We start from the raw sequence: 20,250 nt of genomic DNA, 5'->3' as shown, positions 1-20,250 counted from the left end.
GCTCAACGCTCCTTCACATAGTGGCCAGGTGCCGGATAGAGCGCGGGATATCCCTTGTCGGGCGATCCCATCGGGGGAGGCGGGACGGGCTCGCTCGAATGGTCGACCAGCCATTCGCCCCAGGCGGTCCACCAGCTTCCCTCATGCGGCTCGGCGCGCGAAAGCCATTCCTCCGCGTCGAGCACGGGGCCGTCTTCCACACGATCGAGCACGCTGTAGCGACGCCCCCTGTGGCCCGGCTCCGATACAATGCCGGCATTGTGACCGCCGCTTGTCAGCACGAAGCGGATGGAGGCCGGGGAGAGCATGTGGATCTTGTGGACCGACTTCCACGGCGCGACATGGTCGCGTTCGGTTCCTACGATGAACATCGGTTTGCGCAGCGCCGACAGGGAAATAGCCCGGCCGTCGACCTTGTATTTGCCTTCGGCCAGATCATCATCGAGAAACAGACGGCGCAGATACTGGCTGTGCATGGCATAAGGCATGCGCGTGCCGTCGGCGTTCCACGCCATGAGATCGTTCATGGGCGCACGCTCGCCCATCAGATATTCGGTGAGGATCCGCGACCAGACGAGATCGTTCGAACGCAGAATCTCGAACGCACCGCCCATCTGGCTGCTGTCGAGATAGCCCCGGCTCCACATCATGTTCTCGAGCAGATTGAGCTGGGACTCATCGATGAAAAGGCCAAGTTCTCCGGGTTCGCTGAACTCGGTCTGGGCCGCGAGCAGGGTGACGCTCGCCAGCCTGTCGTCGCCATCGCGCGCCATTGCGGCTGCGGCGATGGACAGCAATGTGCCCCCGAGACAATAACCCAGCGCGTGGATATGCGCGTCGCCGCAGATCGCGTGGATGGCATCGATCGCTGCCATCGCGCCCAGCCGTCGATAGGCGTCCATGTCGAGGTTGCGGTCGGCGCTGCCCGGATTGTGCCAGGAGATGGCGAAGACCGTGTAACCCTGGCCCACCAGCCAGCGGACCAGCGAATTGTCCGGCGAAAGATCGAGAATATAATATTTCATGATCCAGGCGGGCACGATCAGCACCGGCTCCGGATGGACCATCCCGCTCGTCGGTTCATACTGGATCAGTTCGATCAGTTCGTTGCGATAGACGACCTTTCCTGGCGTCGCGGCAACAGTCTCGCCAACCGGGAACGCCTCAACTCCCGCCGGTGATTCCCCTCGTGCAAGGCGGCTCATGTCCTCGAAAAGATGCTCGATGCCGTCGATGAGGCAGCGCCCGCCTGTTTCGACGATCCGCTTCTGGAGCACGGGATTCGCCGCGATAATGTTCGTCGGCGCGACGATGTCGAGGATTTGGCGGGCCGCGAACGCAACCATGTCTTCATGATGACGGTCCACGCCCTTTATGCCCGTCGTGGCGGCGTGCCACCATTGCTGGGTCAGCAGAAATGCCTGCACGAGAAGATCATAGGGCTGTTCCCGCCAGGCAGGGTCGTCGAAGCGGCGGTCCTGGGGCAGCGGCTCGATTGCGGGAAGGGTGTCGGGATCGCCGGCGCGCCGGGCTGCATAATCAGCCAGTCGCATATATTTGCGACCCAGCTTGGTAGCCAGTTGCAACTGCCTGCCCGGAGAGATGGCGAGATGGAGCGCCCAGTCCGACCATGCCTGAACAAGCGTTGCGGGAGACAGGCCATGCGTTGCCTGAGCCACCATCGCAGCCGCTGCGTGATCGAGCGTCTCGGCGAGGCCGTCGAGGGGGTCGGTTTGGTGTTCATCGATCGACATGCTCAATCTCCTGCGGCGGCAGAGCGGCAACGCCTGCGAGCAGGCGAGTCCCTCTGCTGTGTTTCTTTGCGCAGGCGCTCGGCAGCCTGCAGAAAGGTTAAGTACCTCCCCTTTGAGGTTCACCGCGGCGGAGCGCATGGCTCGCCGTGGAGCAAAGTCTCGACGATGGTCTCTGCGATGAGAATTCGGGCGGCGTCCTCAGGGATCTCGGGAGCAAGCGATCGCAGGACAGTAGGAAAGCTGGCGGGTTGATTGGCAGCGGCGCTCAGCAACGCGAAAAAGAGCGCAGGGTGACTGGCCCTGATTATGCCCTGAGCGATTCCGGCCTCGTAAAGCGTCCGACAACTTTCATAGGCAGGATGGATCAGTTGTTCCGTAACCAATGTCGACCGCTCAGACCTATCCGCTGCGTGCCGAACGACAAAATCCCTCACATAGGGATGGTCCGAATAAAAATAGATTATGCGCGTAATCGCGTCGCAAAGTCGGTCATGAACCGAACGGCTATCGTCTGAGGCAATCTTGGAAATTTCCGCGATTATTCCGGTCGTGCTCTGTGTTATCGCTTCCAGGCAGGCTTTCCAGAGTTGAGCTTTGCTTCCGAAATGCACGCGGATGAGGTTTTGACTGACGCCAGCGGCCGATGCGATTCCTCTCAGATCTGCGCGCTCGAACCCGTCATGCGAAAATGCGCAGATGGCAGCCGCCAGCAATTCCTGTCTGCCACCAACCATATCCTTCTGCCTGCGGCCTCGGGGCGACGGGAGAGGATGAATGGCGACCTCTGTCGGCATGTAGACTCCATGATATGTTTAATTGAACATATATTATGGGTTGCACTTGCACAATGCCTGTTCGGCCGAAAAATCGAACGATCAGCAGAGGATGGGCGAAGCGCCTCTGAAAATACGGCAGTCCCGCTGGTGAGTGATCGCGACGCCTGGCGTCGATCAGACACCTTTACCACGCAGTGCTCGCTCCCATCACAACCGGGCCGCCGGGGCGACGAGTTCATAACCGAACTGCAGCGCCTCGCGGCTCCGCATTGAGCGCGATCTCAAGAATATGGAACAGAGTGGAGAGGCTGCGGAAGCTGAAGCCCGCACGCCCCGAGCTTCGCCTCGCTCGAAGAGGTAACGCAGCGGCCGAGGTCATCGGGCTATCCGTTCATCCTCGCGGCGACCGGGCGAACCCAAGCCCAGCGAAACTAGCCGACTCTCGTCCGTCTCGGGAGGCGCCACGGTCGCTGCTTCCCGCTGAGGGTGTCGCACGGAAACCGAGTATCCATACTTGAACGATCGTTCCCGAATCGCTATACATGACCTATGGCAAGACCTCGGGAATTCGACACGGATGCTGCCCTGGACGGTGCGATCACCGTGTTCAGCGAGCATGGATATGAGGGCAGTTCGGCGCAGATGCTCGTGGACGCCATGGGCATTGGGCGGCAGAGCCTCTACGCGGCCTTCGGCGACAAGTGGCAGCTCTATTGCGCGGCGGTGCGGCGCTACGGCATGGGCGAATGCGCGGCGCATTTCGAGGCGCTTCGCAGCGGCGCGCGCGCCATTGACGGGATCGGGGCCATGCTGCGGCGCGTCGTGGAGACAGCAGCCACGCCCTGTCTCGGCGTCGGCTCGACCTGCGAGTTCGGCGCATCGCGGCCGGACCTTGCCGATATCCATGCAGCACTGGGCAGGACATTGCACATGGCCATCGCCTCGCGCATGCGCGACGCGCAGCGTGAGGGCGATGTTGCAGCCAGCCTCGATCCCGAGGCTCTCGCGCAATTCCTGATCGCCAATATCGCCGGGATCCGCGTCGCCGGGCGTGGCGGCGCCGACCGATCAACCCTGGCTGCCCTGCAGGAGATGGTCATGCGCGCGCTGCGCTGACCCCTTTTTTGACCAATTACTGAACGATCATTCAAGATAGGAGAAAGACATGCGAGCAGTGGTGATGACCGCGACCGGGGGCCGCGAGGTGCTGGAGCAGATCGAGCGACCGGAGCCTGTCGCCGGGCCGGGCGAGGCGCTGGTCGAGATCGCGGTTGCCGGGGTCAACTTCATGGATATCGGCGTGCGTCAGGGGATTGCCTGGACTGACATGCCCAATCCCAAGATCCTGGGCGTCGAAGGCGTCGGTCGAGTTCTGGCAGTCGGCGAAGGCGTCGAGGCTGTTCAGCCCGGCCAGCGTGTCGCCTGGGTCTATGCGCCCGGCAGTTATGCTGAGCGGGTCGCGATCCCGGCAACGTCGCTGGTGCCGGTTCCCGATGCGGTCGACGATCGAACGGCGGCCTCGATCATGATGCAGGGGCTGACCGCCAGCCATTTCGCGACCGACTTCTATCCGGTCCTGCCCGGTGATATCGCCTTCGTTCACGCTGCGGCAGGAGGTCTTGGCCTGCTCCTGACCCAGATCATCAAGTTGCGCGGCGGCCAGGTGATCGGTCGGGTCTCATCTGAAGAAAAGGTCGCCACCGCCCGGGAGGCGGGCGCCGACCACGTCATTGTCGATACGGAAGGGCGATTTGCCGAAGAGGCCCTGCGCCTGACCGATGGAGAGGGCGTCCATGTCGTCTATGATGGATCGGGACCGACAACGTTTCAGGGTTCACTCGACGTCCTGCGCCGGTCGGGCACCTTCTGCTGGTATGGCCCGGTGCTGGGTGGGCCAGGGCCACTCGATATCATGAGCCTGCCCAGGAGCATCAAGATCGGCTACGCCGTCTTCTTCGACCATATCCATACCCCGGAACTGCTTCGCAAGCATGCCGCGCAGCTCTTCCAGTGGGTCGCGGACGGCAGGCTCAAGGTCCGGATCGGCGGCGAATATGCCCTTGCGGATGCGGCGAAGGCCCACGCGGATATGGAGAGCCGCAGGACCACCGGAAAGTTGGTGCTGATCCCGTGAGCGCTCGGGTCGCCATGGTGTTCGGGGGATCGCGTGGCATTGGCGCCGCCATCGCAAACCGGCTCGCCGGAGATGGTTTCGATCTGGCGCTGACCTATGTCTCGCAACCTGATCGCGCCGCTGAGGTTGTCCAAGCGATCAACGGCCTGGGACGCAGCGCCATCGCGATTCAGGCTGATAGCGCCGATGCCGATGCTATCACCGCATCAGTGGCGCATGCGGTCGATCGGTTGGGCATGCTCGACGTCGTGGTTGTCAATGCCGGCGTCCTTCGCCGCGCGACAATCGAGGCGTTCACGCTCGAGGATCTCGACCTGATGCTCGACGTCAACGTGCGCGGCGTCTTCCTCGCCATCCAGGCTTCGACCGCGCGGATGCGCGATGGCGGGCGCGTGATCACGATCGGCAGCAACACCGCTATTCGAACTGGCTCGCAGGGCAGCAGCGTCTACGCCATGACCAAGGCCGCCGTCGCGACCATGGTCAAGGGCGTCGCTCTCGACCTCGCGCCCCGGCGTATCACGGTCAACAACATCCAGCCGGGACCGATCGAAACCGATCTGACGGCTGCGATGGTTCCGCGCCTGCGCGACCTCATTCCACTTGGGCGGGTCGGCAAAGCGGAGGAGGTCGCGTCGCTCGTTTCCTATCTGATTAGCCCGGCGGCTGGTTACATGACGGGTGCCAGTCTGACGATCGATGGCGGGTATGTGCTCTAGCGATCGCCACGAAATACTGCAGTTCGGTCGATGACGACGAGAATTGCCGGGCGCCCTTCTCATGATTGACGTTCTGCGCATTCTCTCAATTCTATTGGACGTCGACTGGGTAAGGCATCGCCCTTAAAGGGGCGCGGAAGGGATCACATTGATGTTTACGGACGAAGAGCGGATCAAAGGGTCGGCGAAGCTGCCCGCCCATAGCCGGCACTCCCATGCGCCGCTCAAACTTCTCGCGGAGATGGCTGCCGAACATGGCCGTGAACTCGTCGCTTTGTTCTACGATACGCTGCTTCGTGACCAGGAGGCTGCCCAGTTCCTGAACCACGCTGTGGTGCAGGAGAGGCTCAGCTCTTCCCTCATTGAGTGGCTCACGCAGTTGTTTTCCGGACAGGACATTCGCGACTCCCCCGAAAAGCAGGCCCGCCAGAAGATCATTGGCGAAGTCCACGCTCGCATCAAGATTCCGGTCCATCTCGTAATGACAGGCGCGCTGGTGATCAAGACACGGCTCGCTGAATTGCTGCAGGGTCAGGCAGTCGATCCGTTGGTAGGCATTCGCGCGCTTCAACTTGCTGATGCGCGAATGGACACGGCCGTCATGCTCATCAGCCAGTCCTATGTAAAGGACACCACGGCAAGAGCGAGACTAGATGAAGCCTATCGGCTCTTCTCTCTGGATCAGGACGCTGCAGTCGACAAAGAGACGCAGCGGAGTGGAGCCAGAACACACTGTTCGCGCTTCTGCAAGCTGGCCCTGGTGGCGGGTTGCTCCGCTTGGGCGATTCCGCCTTCGGACTTTGGCTTCGGCATCGGGCACAGTTCATGTTTGAGCAATCGGCGCAGTTCAGCACTGTGGTCCGACTTGTCGAGCGCATCGATGAGATGCTCCTGCCAGAGCTGGATGCTCCCCGTAAGCGTCAGGATGGCTCATCCGCCTTGGCGGATTTGCGCGCCGCAGTTGACGAAATTTCCTTCCTGGTCGCTGATCTCTTCCAGACATTAAGCACCATGGAAGGAGGACGCGATCCGCTGACCCGTGCCCTTAACCGCCGTTTCCTGCCTGCCATACTTGGCCGCGAGGTCACATTCGCGAAGGAGAACGGGACAGCGCTCAGCGTCATGCTGGTCGATATCGACCACTTCAAGGCGATCAATGATCGGCACGGCCATCAGGTCGGTGATGAAGTCCTCCGGCAGGTGGCACAAGTGATCGTCGGGAATGTCCGGGCGACGGACTTCGTTTTCCGGTACGGGGGCGAGGAGTTCCTGATCGTCCTAGTCGAGACAGGCATCGAGGCTGCGGCCAACATAGCGGAGCGCATTCGGGCAGATATGGAGGGCCATATTTTCGAAACGGGAAGCTCGGGCGGCCTCAGTGTCACCGCGTCGATCGGCATTGCCCTGCATTCCGGCCATCCCGATCAGAAATTCCTGATCAAGGCCGCGGATGAGGCACTCTATCGGGCCAAGGCCGCAGGTCGCAACACGGTGGAACTCGCCCCGATTTATGGAGAAGGCGGGAAGGGGATTTGGCCGCTTGCCACATGACGTTCTTTACACCCAGATGTTTACGGGCATCAGGCTCCAAGTTTCCTGGATTTATCGGTGGCGGTATCGCTCGAGACCGCCACTTGCGTGGCTTGCATAACCAATCTCCCATGCTGCCCGAACATGGGAGGCACGGTAGGGATTGGCGTGACGCGGCAAGCCGGCCTGTGCGGCCTTCAGACCCCATCGATATGCATGGTCGAATTGCACTGATGGGCTCCTTCCCGATCAACCGATTGCCCGGCGACGGCGGCGGAGCATAATCGCGCCGACTGCCAGAACGAACAGGCCAAGCGCTCCTTTGCATTCCAGTTCCCTGTTTTCGCTGAAATCAGGAGACGACATTGCGACGCAAGCTCGTCAATGCGAGTGTGGCGAGCCTCTTTTCGCCTACGCCATTGCCGGAAAACTTGCTCATGGCCAAATCTATGGTGCGGACAAGCGCGTCGTCAGTGCGATCTGCCGCTGTCGATTTGCGCGCGTAGTGCTGCCTTACTCGCCCCAAAACAAGCGAAAGGAGACGGGCATCTTTGGTCGTGTCCCACGGGGTGGTGTAGGAAGGTTTCCCTGAGAGGGTGGCCACCGTCGATCTTCTGGTAGGGTTCGGATGCGAACTCGAACCTGGAGAAGAAGACGATGACCGACGACAGAATGGCCCTTGTTGAGCTGATTGAGCAAGGGGCTGACAGCGATTTGGTGCGCGAGATGCTGGCTTTTGCCGCTGAGCGCATGATGGATATGGAGATCGAGGCGAAGACCGGGGTTCCTGCCGGTGCTCGTAGTGCAGCCCGGCTCAACCACCGTAACGGCTATCGCGAGCGTGGTTGGGACACCCGCGCTGGCCGGATTGATCTGGCAATCCCGAAGCTGCGCAAGGGCAGTTACTTCCCGAGTTTCCTGGAGCCGCGCCGGACCGCCGAGAAGGCTTTGGCAGCGGTAATTCAGGAGGCCTATGTGCACGGGATCTCGACTCGTTCGGTCGATGATCTGGTCAAGGCGATGGGCGCCAGCGGCGTATCGAAGAGCCAGGTCAGTCGTCTGGTTGCCGAGATCGACGAGCGGGTGAATGCCTTTCTGGCGCGGCCGATTGAGGGCGAGTGGCCCTACCTGTGGATCGACGCCACCTACCTCAAAGTCCGGGAAGGCGGGCGGATCGTCTCGACGGCGGCGATAATCGCCGTGGGCGTCAATACCGATGGCCGCCGCGAAGTGCTCGGCGTCGCCACCGGTCCCTCGGAGGCGGAGCCCTTCTGGAAAGCCTTCCTGCGTTCGCTGGCAGATCGGGGCCTTCGCGGGGTGAAGCTGGTCATAGCCGACGATCACAAGGGACTGCGCGCCGCCGCCAGCAAGGTGTTCGCCGCGAGCCAGCAACGCTGCCGGGTGCACTGGATGCGCAACGCGCTGGCCCATGCCGCGCCCAAGCAGCGGCCGGCCGTCATCGCCATGATCAAGACGATCGTCGCGCAGGAAACGGCCGAGGCGGCGCACCAGCAGTGGGAGCAGGTTGCCGATGCCCTGCGCGAGAAGTTTCCAAAGCTGGCCGACATGATGGACGCATCACGCGAGGACGTGCTCGCCTACATGGCCTTCCCCAAAGATCATTGGGCGCAGATCGCGTCCACCAACCCGCTGGAAAGGGTCAACAAGGAGATCAAGCGAAGGTCCGACGTGATCGGTATCTTCCCCAATGATGCCGCTGTGGTTCGTCTCGTCGGAGCGCTTATGCTGGAGCAAAATGATGAGTGGGCCGTATCGCGCCGATACATGACGCTGGAAACGCTCGGCTCGGTGAGCCATAATCCTATTGTCAGCTTGCCAGCACTGGCCGCCTGACCTGAACCCGATCCTGCCGTAGATCGACGGTTCCTACACCACCCCGTGGGACACGACCGGCATCTTTAGCCCGGCTTATTCATCGGGCTCAGTCAGCAGGGTTGGCGGGAGTGGTGTAAGCGATTGCTTTGATGTAGGAAAATGGGTGTCTAGACCAGTCCTGCAGCGAGGCAATTTATGCCACGGGCCACACCCGCCGGGAGCGATGATAGCGCGCCGGGATTTTCGTTTCCAGCGATCGGGCGCAAGAAGATCACAGCCGCGTTCGACGGAGGTCGGCTCACCTCGGATGGCGGTGTTCTGCCGCTGGCACAGGCCGAGCGCGCGATGGGGCTTTGCCGGCGGCTTGCGGCTTGCATTGCCGATCCGCGGGACCCTGTGCGGGTGATCCATCGCCTTGATGACATCCTGCGTGCCCGGGTGTTCGCGATCGCCTGCGGCTATGAAGACGCCGATGATCTCGACGCTCTGCGCGACGATCCGGGCTTCCGTCTGGCGCTGGGCAAGCTGCCGGGATCGGGCGCGGGGCTGGCCAGCCAACCGACGATGAGCCGGTGGGAAAATGCGCCGACCACACGCGAACTGGCCAGGATGATGGCCGCGATGATCGACATCTACTGCACCAGCTACCCCGCCGCGCCGGCGGCGGTGACGCTGGATATCGATGACACCTGTGACGTTGTTCATGGCTATCAGCAGCTCTCCTTCTGGAACGGGCATCATGGCGAGCGCTGCTTCCTGCCGATCCATGTCTACGACACTGCCACCGGCCGACCGGTGGCGATGCTGCTGCGCACCGGCAAGACACCGTCGGGCGCCGAAGCTGCCGGCCACATCCGGCGCCTGGTGCGCCATCTGCGCCGGCACTGGCCCGAAACGCACATCACAATCCGCGGCGACGGGCACTATGGCCGGCCCGAGGTCATGGCCTTCTGCGAGGCGGCCGGCGTCGACTACGTGTTCGGCCTGCCGACCAACGCCGCGCTGCGTGCTGATCCCGAAATCGTCGCTGCCGCCGATGCCTGCGCGGTTAAGCGGGCTCAGCGCCAATATCCGGTCCTGCGCAACTATGCCGAGACCCGCTACGGCGCGAAGAGCTGGAAGTGCCAGCGCCGCGTCGTCGCCCGGATCGAGGCCAGCACGCTGGGCATGGACATCCGCTATGTCGTCACCTCGCTGGCCGAAGGTTCGGCTGAGCATATCTACGACACCCTCTACTGCGCGCGCGGCAACGCCGAGAACCTGATCAAGCGCCACAAGACCCAGCTTGCCAGCGATCGTACCTCGTGCCGCTCAGCCAATGCCAACCAGATGCGCCTCATCCTGCACACCGCCGCCTACTGGCTCGTGTGGCGCATCCAGCAGGAAATCCCGAAGGCTGCCGCGCTCGCCACCGCCGAGTTCGCAACGCTGCGCCTGCGGTTGCTCAAGGTCGCCGCCCGCGTCATCGAAACCGCTACGCGCATCCGCGTCGCCTTCGCGTCAGCCTGTCCCGATGCCAGCCTGTTCAGAACCATTGCCACCGGCCTCCGGCCGGCACCCACATAACCAGCGCGGCAGTGCCGCCCAAAGCCCGAGCCCTCGTCCTTCAACCTCGAAAAGCCCATCGATCCTGACGCGGTGAAAAAAACCGCCGGAGGAGCTTGCTCTGATCACCCGACGACCGACAAACCATGCTCGCACGAACCCGGAGCGGAGGCCTCATGAATAGTGCGGGCTAGCAGGGAGGCTGGTAGGCATTACGTAAAGCGAAATTTGGCTAGTAGATGTGGGCTATATCGTCAAGTCCCATTGAGTATTGACAGAAAAACTCAATGAGTGTCGAAAACTCATTGAGTGTCGCCTTAGCCATTATTATTATTCCATAAAATAGCAAAAACTCATTGAGTGGCGGCGTGAGTGTCGCTGAGTGTTACATTTTAATTTTATCTAACACATTGTAATAGAACAATAATCCTGCAACACCGTTGCGTAGGGTGTGCTAGATTAAGGTTTGCTAGATTAAGGTTTGCAGCAAATGTCGGTATCGGTGGTTGCGAGCCCCCGCAACCACCGATACCGACAAACCAGATTTTCCTGGCGTTTGTCGGTCACGGTTGGATCGCCCTCCCGCAACCAAACAGATAAGTATCAAGCCGTTCCGGATCATCCCGGAGCGGTTTTTTTATGCCTTTTCTGGCGGATTTGCGCCGTTTCCTGAGATCGCAGCCAGGCTCATCGAATCGCGGCAAATCCCAGGACATCGATTTGCATTTGGGGGTATTTTCTGGGGTAATCGCCAGCGTTCAGCAGGAGATCCCCCCATGCCGCTCAAGGAACTCGAGGTTCGTTACGCCACGAAGCGTTCGAAGGATTACAAGCTGGCAGATGGCCAAGGCCTTTATCTGCTTGTCCGCCCAACAGGCTCGCGCCTTTGGCGCATGAAATATCGGTTCGACGGCGAAGAGAAGCTGCTTTCATTCGGACGCTATCCTGAGGTTACTCTCGCACAGGCACGGCTACGTCGCGCGGAGGCCAAGCTCGCCCTTGCCAGGGGCGAAGATCCTGGACCCAAGGCGGCAGCGCCAATCGTCAGCTTTGAGGTTGCGGCCCAGGCCTAGCATTGCGCTCGGGTGAGCGCCCTTGAGCCTGGCCATGCAGCCCGTATCCTTTCGCGTTTGGAGCGGGACGTGTTTCTGGTGCTGGGGCAGCGAGATATCAAGATAATCTCAGCCGCCGTTATATTGGAGATGCTCCGTGCGAAGGCGAAGAGCCAAAACTGAATGGCTTTCTCAAAGATTTCAAAGACCGGATAAACGACAGCACGGCCCACGTGAGCATTTATGTCACGCACCTGACCGTGGACATGCACAGACTGACCAACGACGGAGATGCATTCACCGGATCGTTCTTCGACAATCTTGGCCTGCATGAGACGCGGGCCTTCCTAATGAGCCTTTGTAGATGATAATGCTGATCGTGGAGACGATGCGACACGCGAACGAGAAGTCTCAAGGCGTCGGCATGAAAAACGGTCTTCAGCAGGAAATCCATCTCTATGCCAATGTCGTAGATGGATACCGGGAGGCGCTGGGCAAGGTTATGCGCCGCGAAAAGGAAGCCACATCGCTAGTTTGAGCAGAGCAGCAAGCCGGTGCCGGGATCCGCCACTTAACGTCGTCCAGTGACTCATTTTCATTTCTTTGAAGCGGTCATTCTTTTAGGTTCAGCAGATCGCTACGCACTGCCCCGCCTTTCGCGGTCGGAGTTGCACAGCAGAACATGGCAGGGACCGCCCGGCACGGGTCGCGTTGGGGGCTGGCGATGCCGGGGCGGTACCCAGCCGGGCGGCGGCCTGCCGCAAAAAAGGATGGCGCGCGGGGTCGCCGGAGCCGGCAGCGCACCGGCCGTCAGTGTGAAGCAGGCGACCACTGCCAGCCAAGCCGCGCTAGACCGCATGGCTGAACCGCTCTTCCTCGGCCGCCAGATAGGGGTCAAACCGGGCCGCGATGACGCGCGCATAGGGGCGAGCGGCGGAGGTTAGCAGCACCCCATCCTTGCTACACTGGACCAACCCCAGCTTTTCGAGATCTGACAGGTCGGGCATCGGTATTGCGCCCAGATGCGCCTCGCCTCGGCAGAGCAGCGCCTCAATGATGCGGCCCCGCCGCCGGTCGTAATCATCGCGGATTAGCCCGCGCATGGCGGTCAGCCGGCCAGCGGCAACCCGATCGCGCCAAGCTCCCGCGCGTTTCTCATTCTGGATCAGTAGATCGGGAAACGCGCTGATCGCGCTCGCCCCCATGCCGATCAGCACATCGGCATCATCATCGGTAAAGCCCTGAAAATTGCGCCTCAACTTTCCGTCGCGCGCGGCCCGCGCCAATGAATCGCCGGGCAGGGCGAAATGGTCGAAGCCGATCGCCTGATAACCCGCCGCAACCAGCCGGTCATGCCCCTGCGCCGCCATGGCGAACCGGCTTACGAGGTTGGGTAGGTCGCTGGCGTCGATCCGCTGCTGACGCGGCAGCAGGCGCGGCATGTGGGCATAGCCGAACAGCGCGATCCGTGCCGGCGCCATGGCGATGCTGGCCTCCAGCGTCGCGACCAGATCGTCCATCCCCTGTCCGGGCAGGCCATACATCAGGTCGAACCCCACAGACACCCCGGCGCGGGCGAACCCCTCCGCCGCGCGCTCCACCATGTTATGCGGCTGGACCCGGCCGATGCGTGCCTGCACCGCCGGTGTGAAGGTCTGGACGCCCAGATTGACGCGGTCCACTCCCATTGCCGCCATCGCCGCGATCCACTGGCTGTCCAGCCGGCGCGGGTCCAGCTCGACCGATACATGGGCATCACCCGCATCGAAGCAGCGGGTCAGCTGCTGCAACAGCCGGATGAAATCGACTAGCGGCAGCGAATTGGGACTGCCTCCGCCAAAGGCGATTCGCCGCACCCGCCCCCGCCCACCAAGCCGGGCGGCGATCATCGCCATTTCCCGTTCCAGCGCCTCGACATAGGCGGTCAGGCGCTGAGTGCGATTGGCCGCACCGGTGTTGCAGCCGCAATACCAGCATATGTCATGGCAATAGGGGATGTGGAGATAGAGGGAGAGCGGCGTGTCCGCCTCCATCCCATCCAGCCGCGCCAATAGGTCCGCCTCACCCACGGCGTCGCTGAATTGGGCGGCGGTGGGATAGCTGGTGTAGCGCGGCACCGGGCGGGCGAGCAGATCGAGATGATAGGTCCACATGGCTGCCGGATCGCACAGGCGCGACTTCCACGCATTGCGCCACGTCAAATTGCAGCTTGCGCCGGATCAATGCCGGGCTGATCGACCGGGCGCAAAGGGCGGTCACCAACCGGAAGGGAAGGAGACTCCTAATGAACAGGAAAGCCATTTTGCTGAGTGCCGCCGCCATCGTCGGCGCACTCGCCACCCCGGCACAGGCGAAGCAGGGCGACGTGCTGATCCGCGTGCGCGGCATCATGGTCGCGCCCAATGAGAAGAGCGGTTCGGTGCTACCCGGCTTCCCCGGCGAGAAGGTAAGCGTCGACAATGCGGTGACGCCCGAAGTCGATTTCACCTGGATGGCTAGCGACCATATCGGTTTCGAGTTGATCGCCGCGACCACCAAACATACGGCCAGCGGCCGGACCGGCACGACCGGTTCGATCGGCAAGCTGGCCTCGACCTGGGTGCTGCCGCCGACGCTGACGGCCCAATATCATTTCCTGCCCGACGCCAAGGTCCGCCCCTATGTCGGCGCGGGCGTCAACTATACACTCTTCTACAATGAGGATGCGTCGAGCGGTCTGGAAGGTGCGGTCGGCAAGACGAAGGTGCATATGTCCGACAGCTTCGGTTGGGCGGCGCAGGCGGGTGTCGACATCGACCTCAACGAGCGCATGTTCCTCAATATCGACGTCAAATATATCGACATCGACACCACGGCGCGCCTGTCGACCGCGGCAGCGGGCGTGCAGAAGGTGCGCGTCAGCCTCGACCCGCTGGTCGTGGGCGTGGGGATTGGCTTCAAACTGTAGTGGGCGGAGCGGCGGTCCGAGCGGGCCGCCGCTTTCAGGCTGCGATGGCCTTGACCTCGAAGGGCAGGGCCTGCCCATCCGGCTCGATCAGCATGAGATGACTACCCGACCGGATCATTGTCGCCTCTATACGGAACGACGGGTCATGTGGGGCATAGGACAGCGTCCACCCCTCCGCCGTGCGCAGCAGATGGCCATGCTGGTCCGGCTCGTTCGGCCAGAAGCGGCGCACGGTCGCATATTCGGGATGGTGGCGATATTCCTGCTCGTCAATCCGGCCGTCCGGGGCGATCGGCAGACGCATCACATAGCTGCGCGCGGCCGACCCATTGGGGAACGCCGGAGTGCGGGCTAGTTCCAGGCGTATCGTGGTCCATGTCATGCCAGTTTGAATCCCTTTTCAGGCCCGGAAATGCTATAAGGACTATCCCTGATAGTGATCGCGCGGGGGCAGGCATAATCGGGGCATGAACCGACGGAGATGCGCCATGAAGACGATCCTGCTGCATATTCATGATGACCATGGCGCCGATAGCCGCTTGCAGGTGGCCTGCGACCTGGCCCGTGCCGGGCTGGCCCATGTCCAGTGTGTCCAGGTGACGCCGATCCCGGATATGATCGCGGCCGGCGCACAGGACGGCATGGGCTATGCCCCCATGGTCGCGGCCGAACTCCACGCCATTGACGAGGCGTTCCGGACCCGTACCGAAGCGCATTTCGCGCAGGAGGATGTGGCATGGGACTGGCAGTCGATGCAGGGCGACAGCCTGCCGGGCCTGCTGTCCGCCGCGAAACTGGCCGACATCATCGTGGCCAGCTTGCCCGAAGGCGGCCGGAGCAGCCTGCGCGATCCTCTGCCGATCGTGCCGGATCTGGTGCTCGGCGGGCGGACGCCGGCGCCGCTCTACGCGCCGCCGTGCCTTTGCTCAAATTGGCTGAGGCGGTGGATGTGGTGACTGTGGAGGAGGCCGACAGCGCCTTCCCTGCGACGGATGCACCCGCATATCTCGCCCGCCATGGCATAAAGGCGCAACTACACAGCTGGTCCCGCACCGACCGCCCGACCGAGATCGCGCTGCGCGACGCGATGGCCAGCCTGCACGCCGACTGGGTCGTCATGGGTGCCTTCGGCCACAGCCGCTGGCGCGAGCTGATCTTCGGCGGCGTCACCCGCTCGCTGCTGCGCACCGCGCCCGTGCCGCTCTTGCTGGCGCACTGAAAGGACGGCATGATCCCCCGATGGCAGTAGCGGACGACGACACCGACGGATTGGGCTTGCGCGATCATAGTCTGGAACAGGCGTTGCTGGGGTCCATCCTGACCACCGTGCCTGATGCGCTGATCGTCATCGACATGCGCGGGCGGATCGTGTCCTTCAGCCCGGCGGCGCAACGCATGTTCCAATATGCCGAAGGCGACGTGCTGGGGGAGAATATCTCCATGCTGATGCCCTCGCCCGATCGGGAGCGGCATGACGGCTATATCGACCATTATCTGACCACTGGCGAACGGCGGATCATCGGCATTGGCCGGCTGACCAGCGCGCGGCGGCGGGACGGATCGACCTTCCCCATCGAATTGTCGGTGGGGGAAGTGGAGACGGAAGGCCGCCGCCTGTTCACCGGCTTCATCCGCGACCTGACCGAACGGCAGCAGGCCGAACGACGCGTCGCCGATTTACAGGCCGAACTCGCCCATGCCGGGCGCGTCACCGCCATGGGCACGCTGGCCGCCGCGCTGGCGCATGAACTGAATCAGCCGCTGACCGCGATCGCCAATTATATGGAGGCGGGGCGCGATCTGCTAGAAGGGGATGGCCCCGTCGATCGCGATATGCTGCGCGAAGCGATGAACGAGAGCGCGGGGCAGGCGCTGCGGGCGGGGGAGATCATCCGCTCGCTGCGCGAATCCATCAAGCGCGGCGAAACCATGCGCCAGTCCGAACCCTTGCGGGGGTTGCTGGCGGAGGGTGCGGCTCTGGCCTTCATTGGCATCGACAGCCGGGGCATCGACATGGACGTCAGCGTCGATCCTGCCATCGATCGCGTGTTCGTGAACCGGGTGCAATTGCAGCAGGTGGTCATCAACCTCGTCAAAAATGCGGTGGAGGCGATGCAGGACAGCCCGGTGCGCATCCTGCGCGTAACCGCTGCCCCCGCCACCGACGTACCGGGCAAGGTTGAGGTGATCGTGGCCGACAGTGGGCCAGGGCTGGACCCGGATATGTCGCGCACGCTCTTCACCCCTTTTTCGACGACCAAGGCGCGCGGCCTGGGCGTGGGCCTGTCGATCAGCCAGACCATCGTAGAGGGGCATAGCGGCCGCATATGGGCCGGACCCTCATCCTGGGGCGGCACCGCCTTCCACTTCACCCTCGATATCGCCGAAGACTGAGCCGGAGACGCGCATGAGCGAGCCCTATCCCATTTATGTCGTCGATGATGACGATGCGATCCGCCGGTCGCTATCCTTCATGCTCAAGACGAGTGGTTATGCCGTGCGCCTGTTCGACGGGGGGCATGAATTTCTGAAGGAGGCGGCCGCCCTGCCGGCCGGATGCGTGCTGCTGGACGTGCGCATGCCCGATATCGACGGCATGGCGGTGCAGAGTGAGCTGCGCACGCATGGCGTGATGCTGCCGGTGGTCATCATGACGGGCCATGGCGACATCGACATGGCGGTCGCCGCGATGAAGGCGGGCGCCAGCGACTTCATCGAAAAGCCGTTCGAAAAAGCGGCATTGATTTCCTGTATAGAAGCTGCCCACCGCCAGTCGATCGCGGCACGCGGCGCCAGCGCCCGCGCTCAGGAGGCGCAGGCGCGACTGAACGTGCTGACCGACCGGGAACGTGACGTGCTGAACGGGCTTGTGGACGGGCTGCCTAACAAGAGCATCGCTTATGATCTGGGCATCAGCCCAAGGACGGTCGAAATCCACCGCGCCAATTTGATGCAGAAACTGGAGGTGAAAAGCCTCGCCGAAGCGCTGCGCATAGCATTTCACGCGGGTGAAGGGATGGAGGCGACGGGCGGGTGATGGCCCTATTCGTCACCCCAGCGAAGGCTGGGGTCGCAGGAGGGGAAGCGCATGGCGGCCTGAAATCCCGGCCTTCGATAGGATAACAGTAGGTGGAGCAATCCAGCACTGCTGCCCCCCATCCTTGCTATAGACACCGCGACAACCACACCCGCAGCTCTCGCAACAAAATTTCCAACATTTGTTCGCAAATGTCGCAGTAGGTGGGAAATGTGCGAAGTTAAGCGCGCAATCTCCTACTCCGAACTGGCCGATCCCACCCATCTCTAGGGACATTTACGGATAGGTCGCGGCCTGCCGCCGCGTCATGCAGCGGGCATGGAAATGCGATTTGACATGGCGCAAAACGGCGCCCTTCCGCCCGTGGCTCGCTCCTGTGGCGGGCAGTCCTGCGAAAACTGCGTGGTCCGCGATCATGCCATTTGCGCTGGCCTCGATGATGCCGATCGCGACGCGCTCAGCCGGATCGGGCGGCGCGTCACATTGCAGGCCGGTCAGACGGTGATGTGGGAGGGGGGCGACAGCACCGTGGTCGCCAATGTGATCGACGGGACGCTGAAACTCGCTACCTCCACCGGCGACGGGCGTGAGCAGATCGTGGGCGTGGTCTATGCTGCCGACTTTATCGGTCGCCCCTTCGGCGCACGCACGCCGCATAGCGTGACAGCCCTGACCGACGCACGGCTGTGTCTGTTTCCGCGCGGCAGTTTCGACGGCTTTGCCCTGCGCCATGGCGAATTGCAGCATCGCCTTTTGCAGCGAACGCTCGACGACCTGGACCGCACCCGCGCCTGGATGCTGCTGCTGGGTCGCAAGACCGCGCGAGAGAAGGTCGCGACCTTCCTGCTCGACATGGGGCGACGGTTGCGCGCGGATGCGGACGGCGTGATCGACTTGCCCCTGTCGCGCCAGCAGATTGCGGACGTGCTGGGCACGACCATCGAAACCGTCTCGCGTCAGATGACCGAGATGAAGCGCACGGGCGTGATCGATCTGGTCGGCCGGCGCGGCGTGCGGCTGGTGGACAGCGCCGCGCTGGAGGCGCTGACGGAGGCGGGCTAGAACCTGCTTAATCCAGATAGCCATTCTCTGTCATCCCCGCCTTCGCGGGGATGACGAATGGAAGGGTGCCTTCTCCTCTCCCTACGCACTATCCCGTAAAGACCCCGCCGCCCGCTTTTGACAAGGATCAAGGCATAAGCGCGGCGCCTGTCCGATGGAGCACCGCAATGAGCTGATGCGGGGACAAGTCGATGGACAGATTGGTGATGCGGACGGGCGGCTGGTTCGCGCTGGCGCTGATCGCCTTTGCGGCGATGCTGGCGGCGCGCGACGGCGGCTTTGCCGTCCATATGGGGATCGTGAGCGCGATCGCGCTGGGGCTGGCCGTCTATGCCATGCGCAGCGCCGACTATGCGGGGTTTGCGCGCGGTCTGTTGAAGATGCCCGCCGATCAGGGCAAATATTATGACGACGTCATCCGCTGGGGCGTGATCGCGACCGTCTTCTGGGGCCTCGCCGGTTTCTTGGCGGGTCTCTATATCGCGCTCCAGCTGGCCTTCCCGGCGCTCAATCTTGGCATCGAATATACCAGCTTCGGCCGCCTACGCCCGCTGCACACATCGGCGGTGATCTTCGCCTTTGGCGGCAATGCGCTGATCGCGACCAGCTTCTATGTCGTGCAACGCACCTGCCGCGCGCGGCTCTTTGCGCCCAAGCTCGCTGACTTCGTCTTCTGGGGCTATCAGCTCTTCATCGTCCTGGCCGCGACCGGCTATCTGCTCGGTATGACCGAGGGCAAGGAATATGCCGAGCCGGAATGGTATGTCGACATGTGGCTGACGATCGTCTGGGTCTGCTATCTGATCGTCTTTGGCGGCACCGTCATCAAGCGCAGCGAACCGCATATCTATGTGGCGAACTGGTTCTACCTCGCCTTCATCCTGACGATAGCGATGCTGCACATCGTCAATAACCTCTCCATGCCGGTCAGCCTGCTCGGCTCCAAAAGCTACAGCGCCTTTGCCGGGGTGCAGGATGCGCTGACGCAATGGTGGTACGGCCATAATGCGGTGGGCTTCTTCCTGACCGCCGGCTTCCTGGCCATGATGTATTATTTCGTGCCCAAGCAGGCGGAACGGCCGGTCTACAGCTATCGCCTGTCGATCATCCATTTCTGGTCGCTGATCTTCCTCTATATCTGGGCAGGTCCGCACCACCTCCATTATACCGCGCTGCCCGACTGGGCGCAAACGCTGGGCATGGTCTTCTCGATCATGCTGTGGATGCCCAGCTGGGGCGGGATGATCAACGGCCTGATGACGCTGAACGGCGCCTGGGACAAGATCCGCACCGATCCGATCATCCGCATGATGGTGATGGCGCTGGCCTTCTACGGCATGTCCACCTTCGAAGGGCCGGTCATGTCGGTGAAGGCGGTCAACAGCCTGTCCCACTATACCGACTGGACGATCGGCCATGTGCATAGCGGCGCATTGGGCTGGAACGGCCTCATCACCTTTGCCTGCCTCTATTATCTGACGCCGCGCCTTTGGAGGCGGGAACGCCTTTACTCGCTGCGGTTGGTGAACTGGCACTTCTGGCTCGCGACGCTGGGGATCGTCCTCTACGCCGCCGCCATGTGGGTCGCGGGCATCATGCAGGGGCTGATGTGGCGGGAATATGGGGCCGACGGCTATCTCGTCTACAGCTTCTCCGAAGTCGTGAGCGCGATGCTGCCCATGTATCTCATCCGCGCGGCGGGCGGCCTGCTGTATCTGAGCGGCGCGATCATCATGGCCTGGAACATCGGCATGACCATCGCGGGCACGCCCCTGCGTACGGAAAAGCCGATGCGCGACGCGGCCTATGATCCGATCGCCGACAAGCCTCTCATCGCTGCCCAGCCTGCATAAGGAGA

The 20,250-nt window shown here is 62.4% G+C and carries 21 protein-coding genes and 2 pseudogenes; 18 read left to right on the top strand and 5 right to left on the bottom strand.

The window, feature by feature from the left end; genetic code table 11:
• Positions 1-2: 2 nt before the first annotated feature.
• A complete protein-coding gene (locus tag F4U94_RS18195) occupies positions 3-1,754 on the bottom strand; it encodes a PHA/PHB synthase family protein (RefSeq protein ID WP_120252846.1) in 1,752 nt (583 codons plus the stop codon).
• 119 nt (positions 1,755-1,873) lie between these two features.
• The gene (locus F4U94_RS18190; RefSeq protein ID WP_017503672.1) at positions 1,874-2,548 is read right to left on the bottom strand and encodes a TetR/AcrR family transcriptional regulator; all 675 of its coding nucleotides are present in this window, start codon (positions 2,546-2,548) and stop codon (positions 1,874-1,876) included.
• Between the two features lie 531 nt (positions 2,549-3,079).
• On the opposite strand from F4U94_RS18190, the gene F4U94_RS18185 reads away from it, so the two are divergent.
• The 6 genes and pseudogenes from F4U94_RS18185 (at position 3,080) to F4U94_RS18165 (ending at position 6,934) form a co-directional block, all read left to right on the top strand.
• Positions 3,080-3,646, top strand: a complete 567-nt coding sequence (locus tag F4U94_RS18185) for a TetR/AcrR family transcriptional regulator (RefSeq protein ID WP_120252847.1) — start codon at positions 3,080-3,082, stop codon at positions 3,644-3,646.
• A gap of 49 nt (positions 3,647-3,695) precedes the next feature.
• The gene (locus tag F4U94_RS18180) at positions 3,696-4,664 is read left to right on the top strand and encodes a quinone oxidoreductase family protein (RefSeq protein ID WP_004207066.1); all 969 of its coding nucleotides are present in this window, start codon (positions 3,696-3,698) and stop codon (positions 4,662-4,664) included.
• Positions 4,661-5,383, top strand: a complete 723-nt coding sequence (locus F4U94_RS18175) for an SDR family oxidoreductase (protein ID WP_232016162.1) — start codon at positions 4,661-4,663, stop codon at positions 5,381-5,383. Before F4U94_RS18180 ends, F4U94_RS18175 begins: the two co-directional genes overlap by 4 nt.
• 151 nt (positions 5,384-5,534) lie before the next feature.
• Positions 5,535-5,954: pseudogene (locus F4U94_RS25600) on the top strand (protoglobin domain-containing protein); the annotation flags it as partial.
• A gap of 161 nt (positions 5,955-6,115) precedes the next feature.
• Positions 6,116-6,322: pseudogene (locus F4U94_RS25595) on the top strand (diguanylate cyclase); the annotation flags it as partial.
• Complete coding sequence (locus F4U94_RS18165; RefSeq protein WP_170271961.1) at positions 6,323-6,934, top strand: GGDEF domain-containing protein; 612 nt, start codon at positions 6,323-6,325, stop codon at positions 6,932-6,934.
• A gap of 51 nt (positions 6,935-6,985) precedes the next feature.
• Here F4U94_RS18165 and F4U94_RS25590 read toward each other — a convergent pair whose 3' ends face one another.
• Positions 6,986-7,144, bottom strand: a complete 159-nt coding sequence (locus tag F4U94_RS25590) for a ribosome modulation factor (protein WP_419555358.1) — start codon at positions 7,142-7,144, stop codon at positions 6,986-6,988.
• Positions 7,145-7,570: 426 nt separating this feature from the next.
• Between F4U94_RS25590 and F4U94_RS18160 the strand changes: the two genes are divergently transcribed.
• The 5 genes from F4U94_RS18160 to F4U94_RS24445 all read left to right on the top strand — a co-directional run bounded on the left by F4U94_RS18160 (position 7,571) and on the right by F4U94_RS24445 (position 11,884).
• Positions 7,571-8,767: an IS256 family transposase gene (locus tag F4U94_RS18160; RefSeq protein WP_120252849.1), complete on the top strand. Its 1,197-nt coding sequence runs from the start codon at positions 7,571-7,573 to the stop codon at positions 8,765-8,767.
• A 177-nt stretch (positions 8,768-8,944) separates the two neighbouring features.
• On the top strand, positions 8,945-10,315 hold the full coding sequence (locus F4U94_RS18155; protein WP_120252850.1) for an IS1380 family transposase: 1,371 nt from the start codon (positions 8,945-8,947) through the stop codon (positions 10,313-10,315).
• A gap of 548 nt (positions 10,316-10,863) precedes the next feature.
• The gene (locus tag F4U94_RS25070) at positions 10,864-11,367 is read left to right on the top strand and encodes an Arm DNA-binding domain-containing protein (RefSeq protein ID WP_249042085.1); all 504 of its coding nucleotides are present in this window, start codon (positions 10,864-10,866) and stop codon (positions 11,365-11,367) included.
• A 12-nt stretch (positions 11,368-11,379) separates the two neighbouring features.
• Entirely contained in the window at positions 11,380-11,529 is a 150-nt protein-coding gene (locus F4U94_RS25585) for a phage integrase central domain-containing protein (protein ID WP_425505088.1), read from the top strand.
• A gap of 181 nt (positions 11,530-11,710) precedes the next feature.
• Complete coding sequence (locus F4U94_RS24445) at positions 11,711-11,884, top strand: hypothetical protein (RefSeq protein ID WP_161600439.1); 174 nt, start codon at positions 11,711-11,713, stop codon at positions 11,882-11,884.
• Positions 11,885-12,194: 310 nt separating this feature from the next.
• Here the strand turns inward: F4U94_RS24445 and F4U94_RS18145 are convergent, their stop codons facing one another.
• Complete coding sequence (locus tag F4U94_RS18145) at positions 12,195-13,499, bottom strand: radical SAM protein (RefSeq protein ID WP_120253512.1); 1,305 nt, start codon at positions 13,497-13,499, stop codon at positions 12,195-12,197.
• A 131-nt stretch (positions 13,500-13,630) separates the two neighbouring features.
• Between F4U94_RS18145 and F4U94_RS18140 the strand changes: the two genes are divergently transcribed.
• A complete protein-coding gene (locus F4U94_RS18140; protein ID WP_120253513.1) occupies positions 13,631-14,293 on the top strand; it encodes an OmpW/AlkL family protein in 663 nt (220 codons plus the stop codon).
• Between the two features lie 34 nt (positions 14,294-14,327).
• On the opposite strand, the gene F4U94_RS18135 is transcribed toward F4U94_RS18140, so the two are convergent.
• A complete protein-coding gene (locus tag F4U94_RS18135) occupies positions 14,328-14,675 on the bottom strand; it encodes a hypothetical protein (RefSeq protein ID WP_120252852.1) in 348 nt (115 codons plus the stop codon).
• 106 nt (positions 14,676-14,781) lie between these two features.
• Between F4U94_RS18135 and F4U94_RS25065 the strand changes: the two genes are divergently transcribed.
• The 6 genes from F4U94_RS25065 (at position 14,782) to ccoN (ending at position 20,245) form a co-directional block, all read left to right on the top strand.
• Complete coding sequence (locus F4U94_RS25065) at positions 14,782-15,249, top strand: hypothetical protein (RefSeq protein ID WP_232016164.1); 468 nt, start codon at positions 14,782-14,784, stop codon at positions 15,247-15,249.
• On the top strand, positions 15,225-15,512 hold the full coding sequence (locus tag F4U94_RS25060; protein WP_249042084.1) for a universal stress protein: 288 nt from the start codon (positions 15,225-15,227) through the stop codon (positions 15,510-15,512). Before F4U94_RS25065 ends, F4U94_RS25060 begins: the two co-directional genes overlap by 25 nt.
• A gap of 20 nt (positions 15,513-15,532) precedes the next feature.
• Positions 15,533-16,687 carry a sensor histidine kinase gene (locus tag F4U94_RS18125; protein ID WP_120252853.1) on the top strand — a complete coding sequence of 385 codons (1,155 nt, stop codon included), beginning with the start codon at positions 15,533-15,535 and terminating at the stop codon, positions 16,685-16,687.
• A gap of 13 nt (positions 16,688-16,700) precedes the next feature.
• On the top strand, positions 16,701-17,330 hold the full coding sequence (gene fixJ, locus F4U94_RS18120) for a response regulator FixJ (RefSeq protein WP_120252854.1): 630 nt from the start codon (positions 16,701-16,703) through the stop codon (positions 17,328-17,330).
• A 318-nt stretch (positions 17,331-17,648) separates the two neighbouring features.
• Entirely contained in the window at positions 17,649-18,392 is a 744-nt protein-coding gene (locus F4U94_RS18115; protein ID WP_120252855.1) for a Crp/Fnr family transcriptional regulator, read from the top strand.
• A gap of 191 nt (positions 18,393-18,583) precedes the next feature.
• Positions 18,584-20,245, top strand: coding sequence for a cytochrome-c oxidase, cbb3-type subunit I (ccoN, locus tag F4U94_RS18110; RefSeq protein ID WP_120252856.1), 1,662 nt, complete (start codon positions 18,584-18,586; stop codon positions 20,243-20,245).
• The last annotated feature ends 5 nt before the right edge of the window (positions 20,246-20,250 follow it).

The organism is Sphingobium limneticum (assembly GCF_008710155.1).
GTDB classification, from domain to species: Bacteria; Pseudomonadota; Alphaproteobacteria; order Sphingomonadales; family Sphingomonadaceae; genus Sphingobium; species Sphingobium limneticum.
The sequence above is the reverse complement of the archived record's forward strand: the minus strand, read 5'-3'. Positions and strand labels throughout refer to the sequence as shown.

What these genes read in the sequence shown, in the direction of transcription:
- F4U94_RS18195 (WP_120252846.1), bottom strand. Translation starts at nt 1,754, where the DNA reads ATGTCGATCGATGAACACCAAACCGACCCCCTCGACGGCCTCGCCGAG.
- F4U94_RS18190 (WP_017503672.1), bottom strand. Translation starts at nt 2,548, where the DNA reads ATGCCGACAGAGGTCGCCATTCATCCTCTCCCGTCGCCCCGAGGCCGC.
- F4U94_RS18185 (WP_120252847.1), top strand. Translation starts at nt 3,080, where the DNA reads ATGGCAAGACCTCGGGAATTCGACACGGATGCTGCCCTGGACGGTGCG.
- F4U94_RS18180 (WP_004207066.1), top strand. Translation starts at nt 3,696, where the DNA reads ATGCGAGCAGTGGTGATGACCGCGACCGGGGGCCGCGAGGTGCTGGAG.
- F4U94_RS18160 (WP_120252849.1), top strand. Translation starts at nt 7,571, where the DNA reads ATGACCGACGACAGAATGGCCCTTGTTGAGCTGATTGAGCAAGGGGCT.
- F4U94_RS18155 (WP_120252850.1), top strand. Translation starts at nt 8,945, where the DNA reads ATGCCACGGGCCACACCCGCCGGGAGCGATGATAGCGCGCCGGGATTT.
- F4U94_RS24445 (WP_161600439.1), top strand. Translation starts at nt 11,711, where the DNA reads ATGATAATGCTGATCGTGGAGACGATGCGACACGCGAACGAGAAGTCT.
- F4U94_RS18145 (WP_120253512.1), bottom strand. Translation starts at nt 13,499, where the DNA reads ATGTGGACCTATCATCTCGATCTGCTCGCCCGCCCGGTGCCGCGCTAC.
- F4U94_RS18140 (WP_120253513.1), top strand. Translation starts at nt 13,631, where the DNA reads ATGAACAGGAAAGCCATTTTGCTGAGTGCCGCCGCCATCGTCGGCGCA.
- F4U94_RS18135 (WP_120252852.1), bottom strand. Translation starts at nt 14,675, where the DNA reads ATGACATGGACCACGATACGCCTGGAACTAGCCCGCACTCCGGCGTTC.
- F4U94_RS25065 (WP_232016164.1), top strand. Translation starts at nt 14,782, where the DNA reads ATGAAGACGATCCTGCTGCATATTCATGATGACCATGGCGCCGATAGC.
- F4U94_RS18125 (WP_120252853.1), top strand. Translation starts at nt 15,533, where the DNA reads ATGGCAGTAGCGGACGACGACACCGACGGATTGGGCTTGCGCGATCAT.
- fixJ (WP_120252854.1), top strand. Translation starts at nt 16,701, where the DNA reads ATGAGCGAGCCCTATCCCATTTATGTCGTCGATGATGACGATGCGATC.
- F4U94_RS18115 (WP_120252855.1), top strand. Translation starts at nt 17,649, where the DNA reads ATGGAAATGCGATTTGACATGGCGCAAAACGGCGCCCTTCCGCCCGTG.
- ccoN (WP_120252856.1), top strand. Translation starts at nt 18,584, where the DNA reads ATGGACAGATTGGTGATGCGGACGGGCGGCTGGTTCGCGCTGGCGCTG.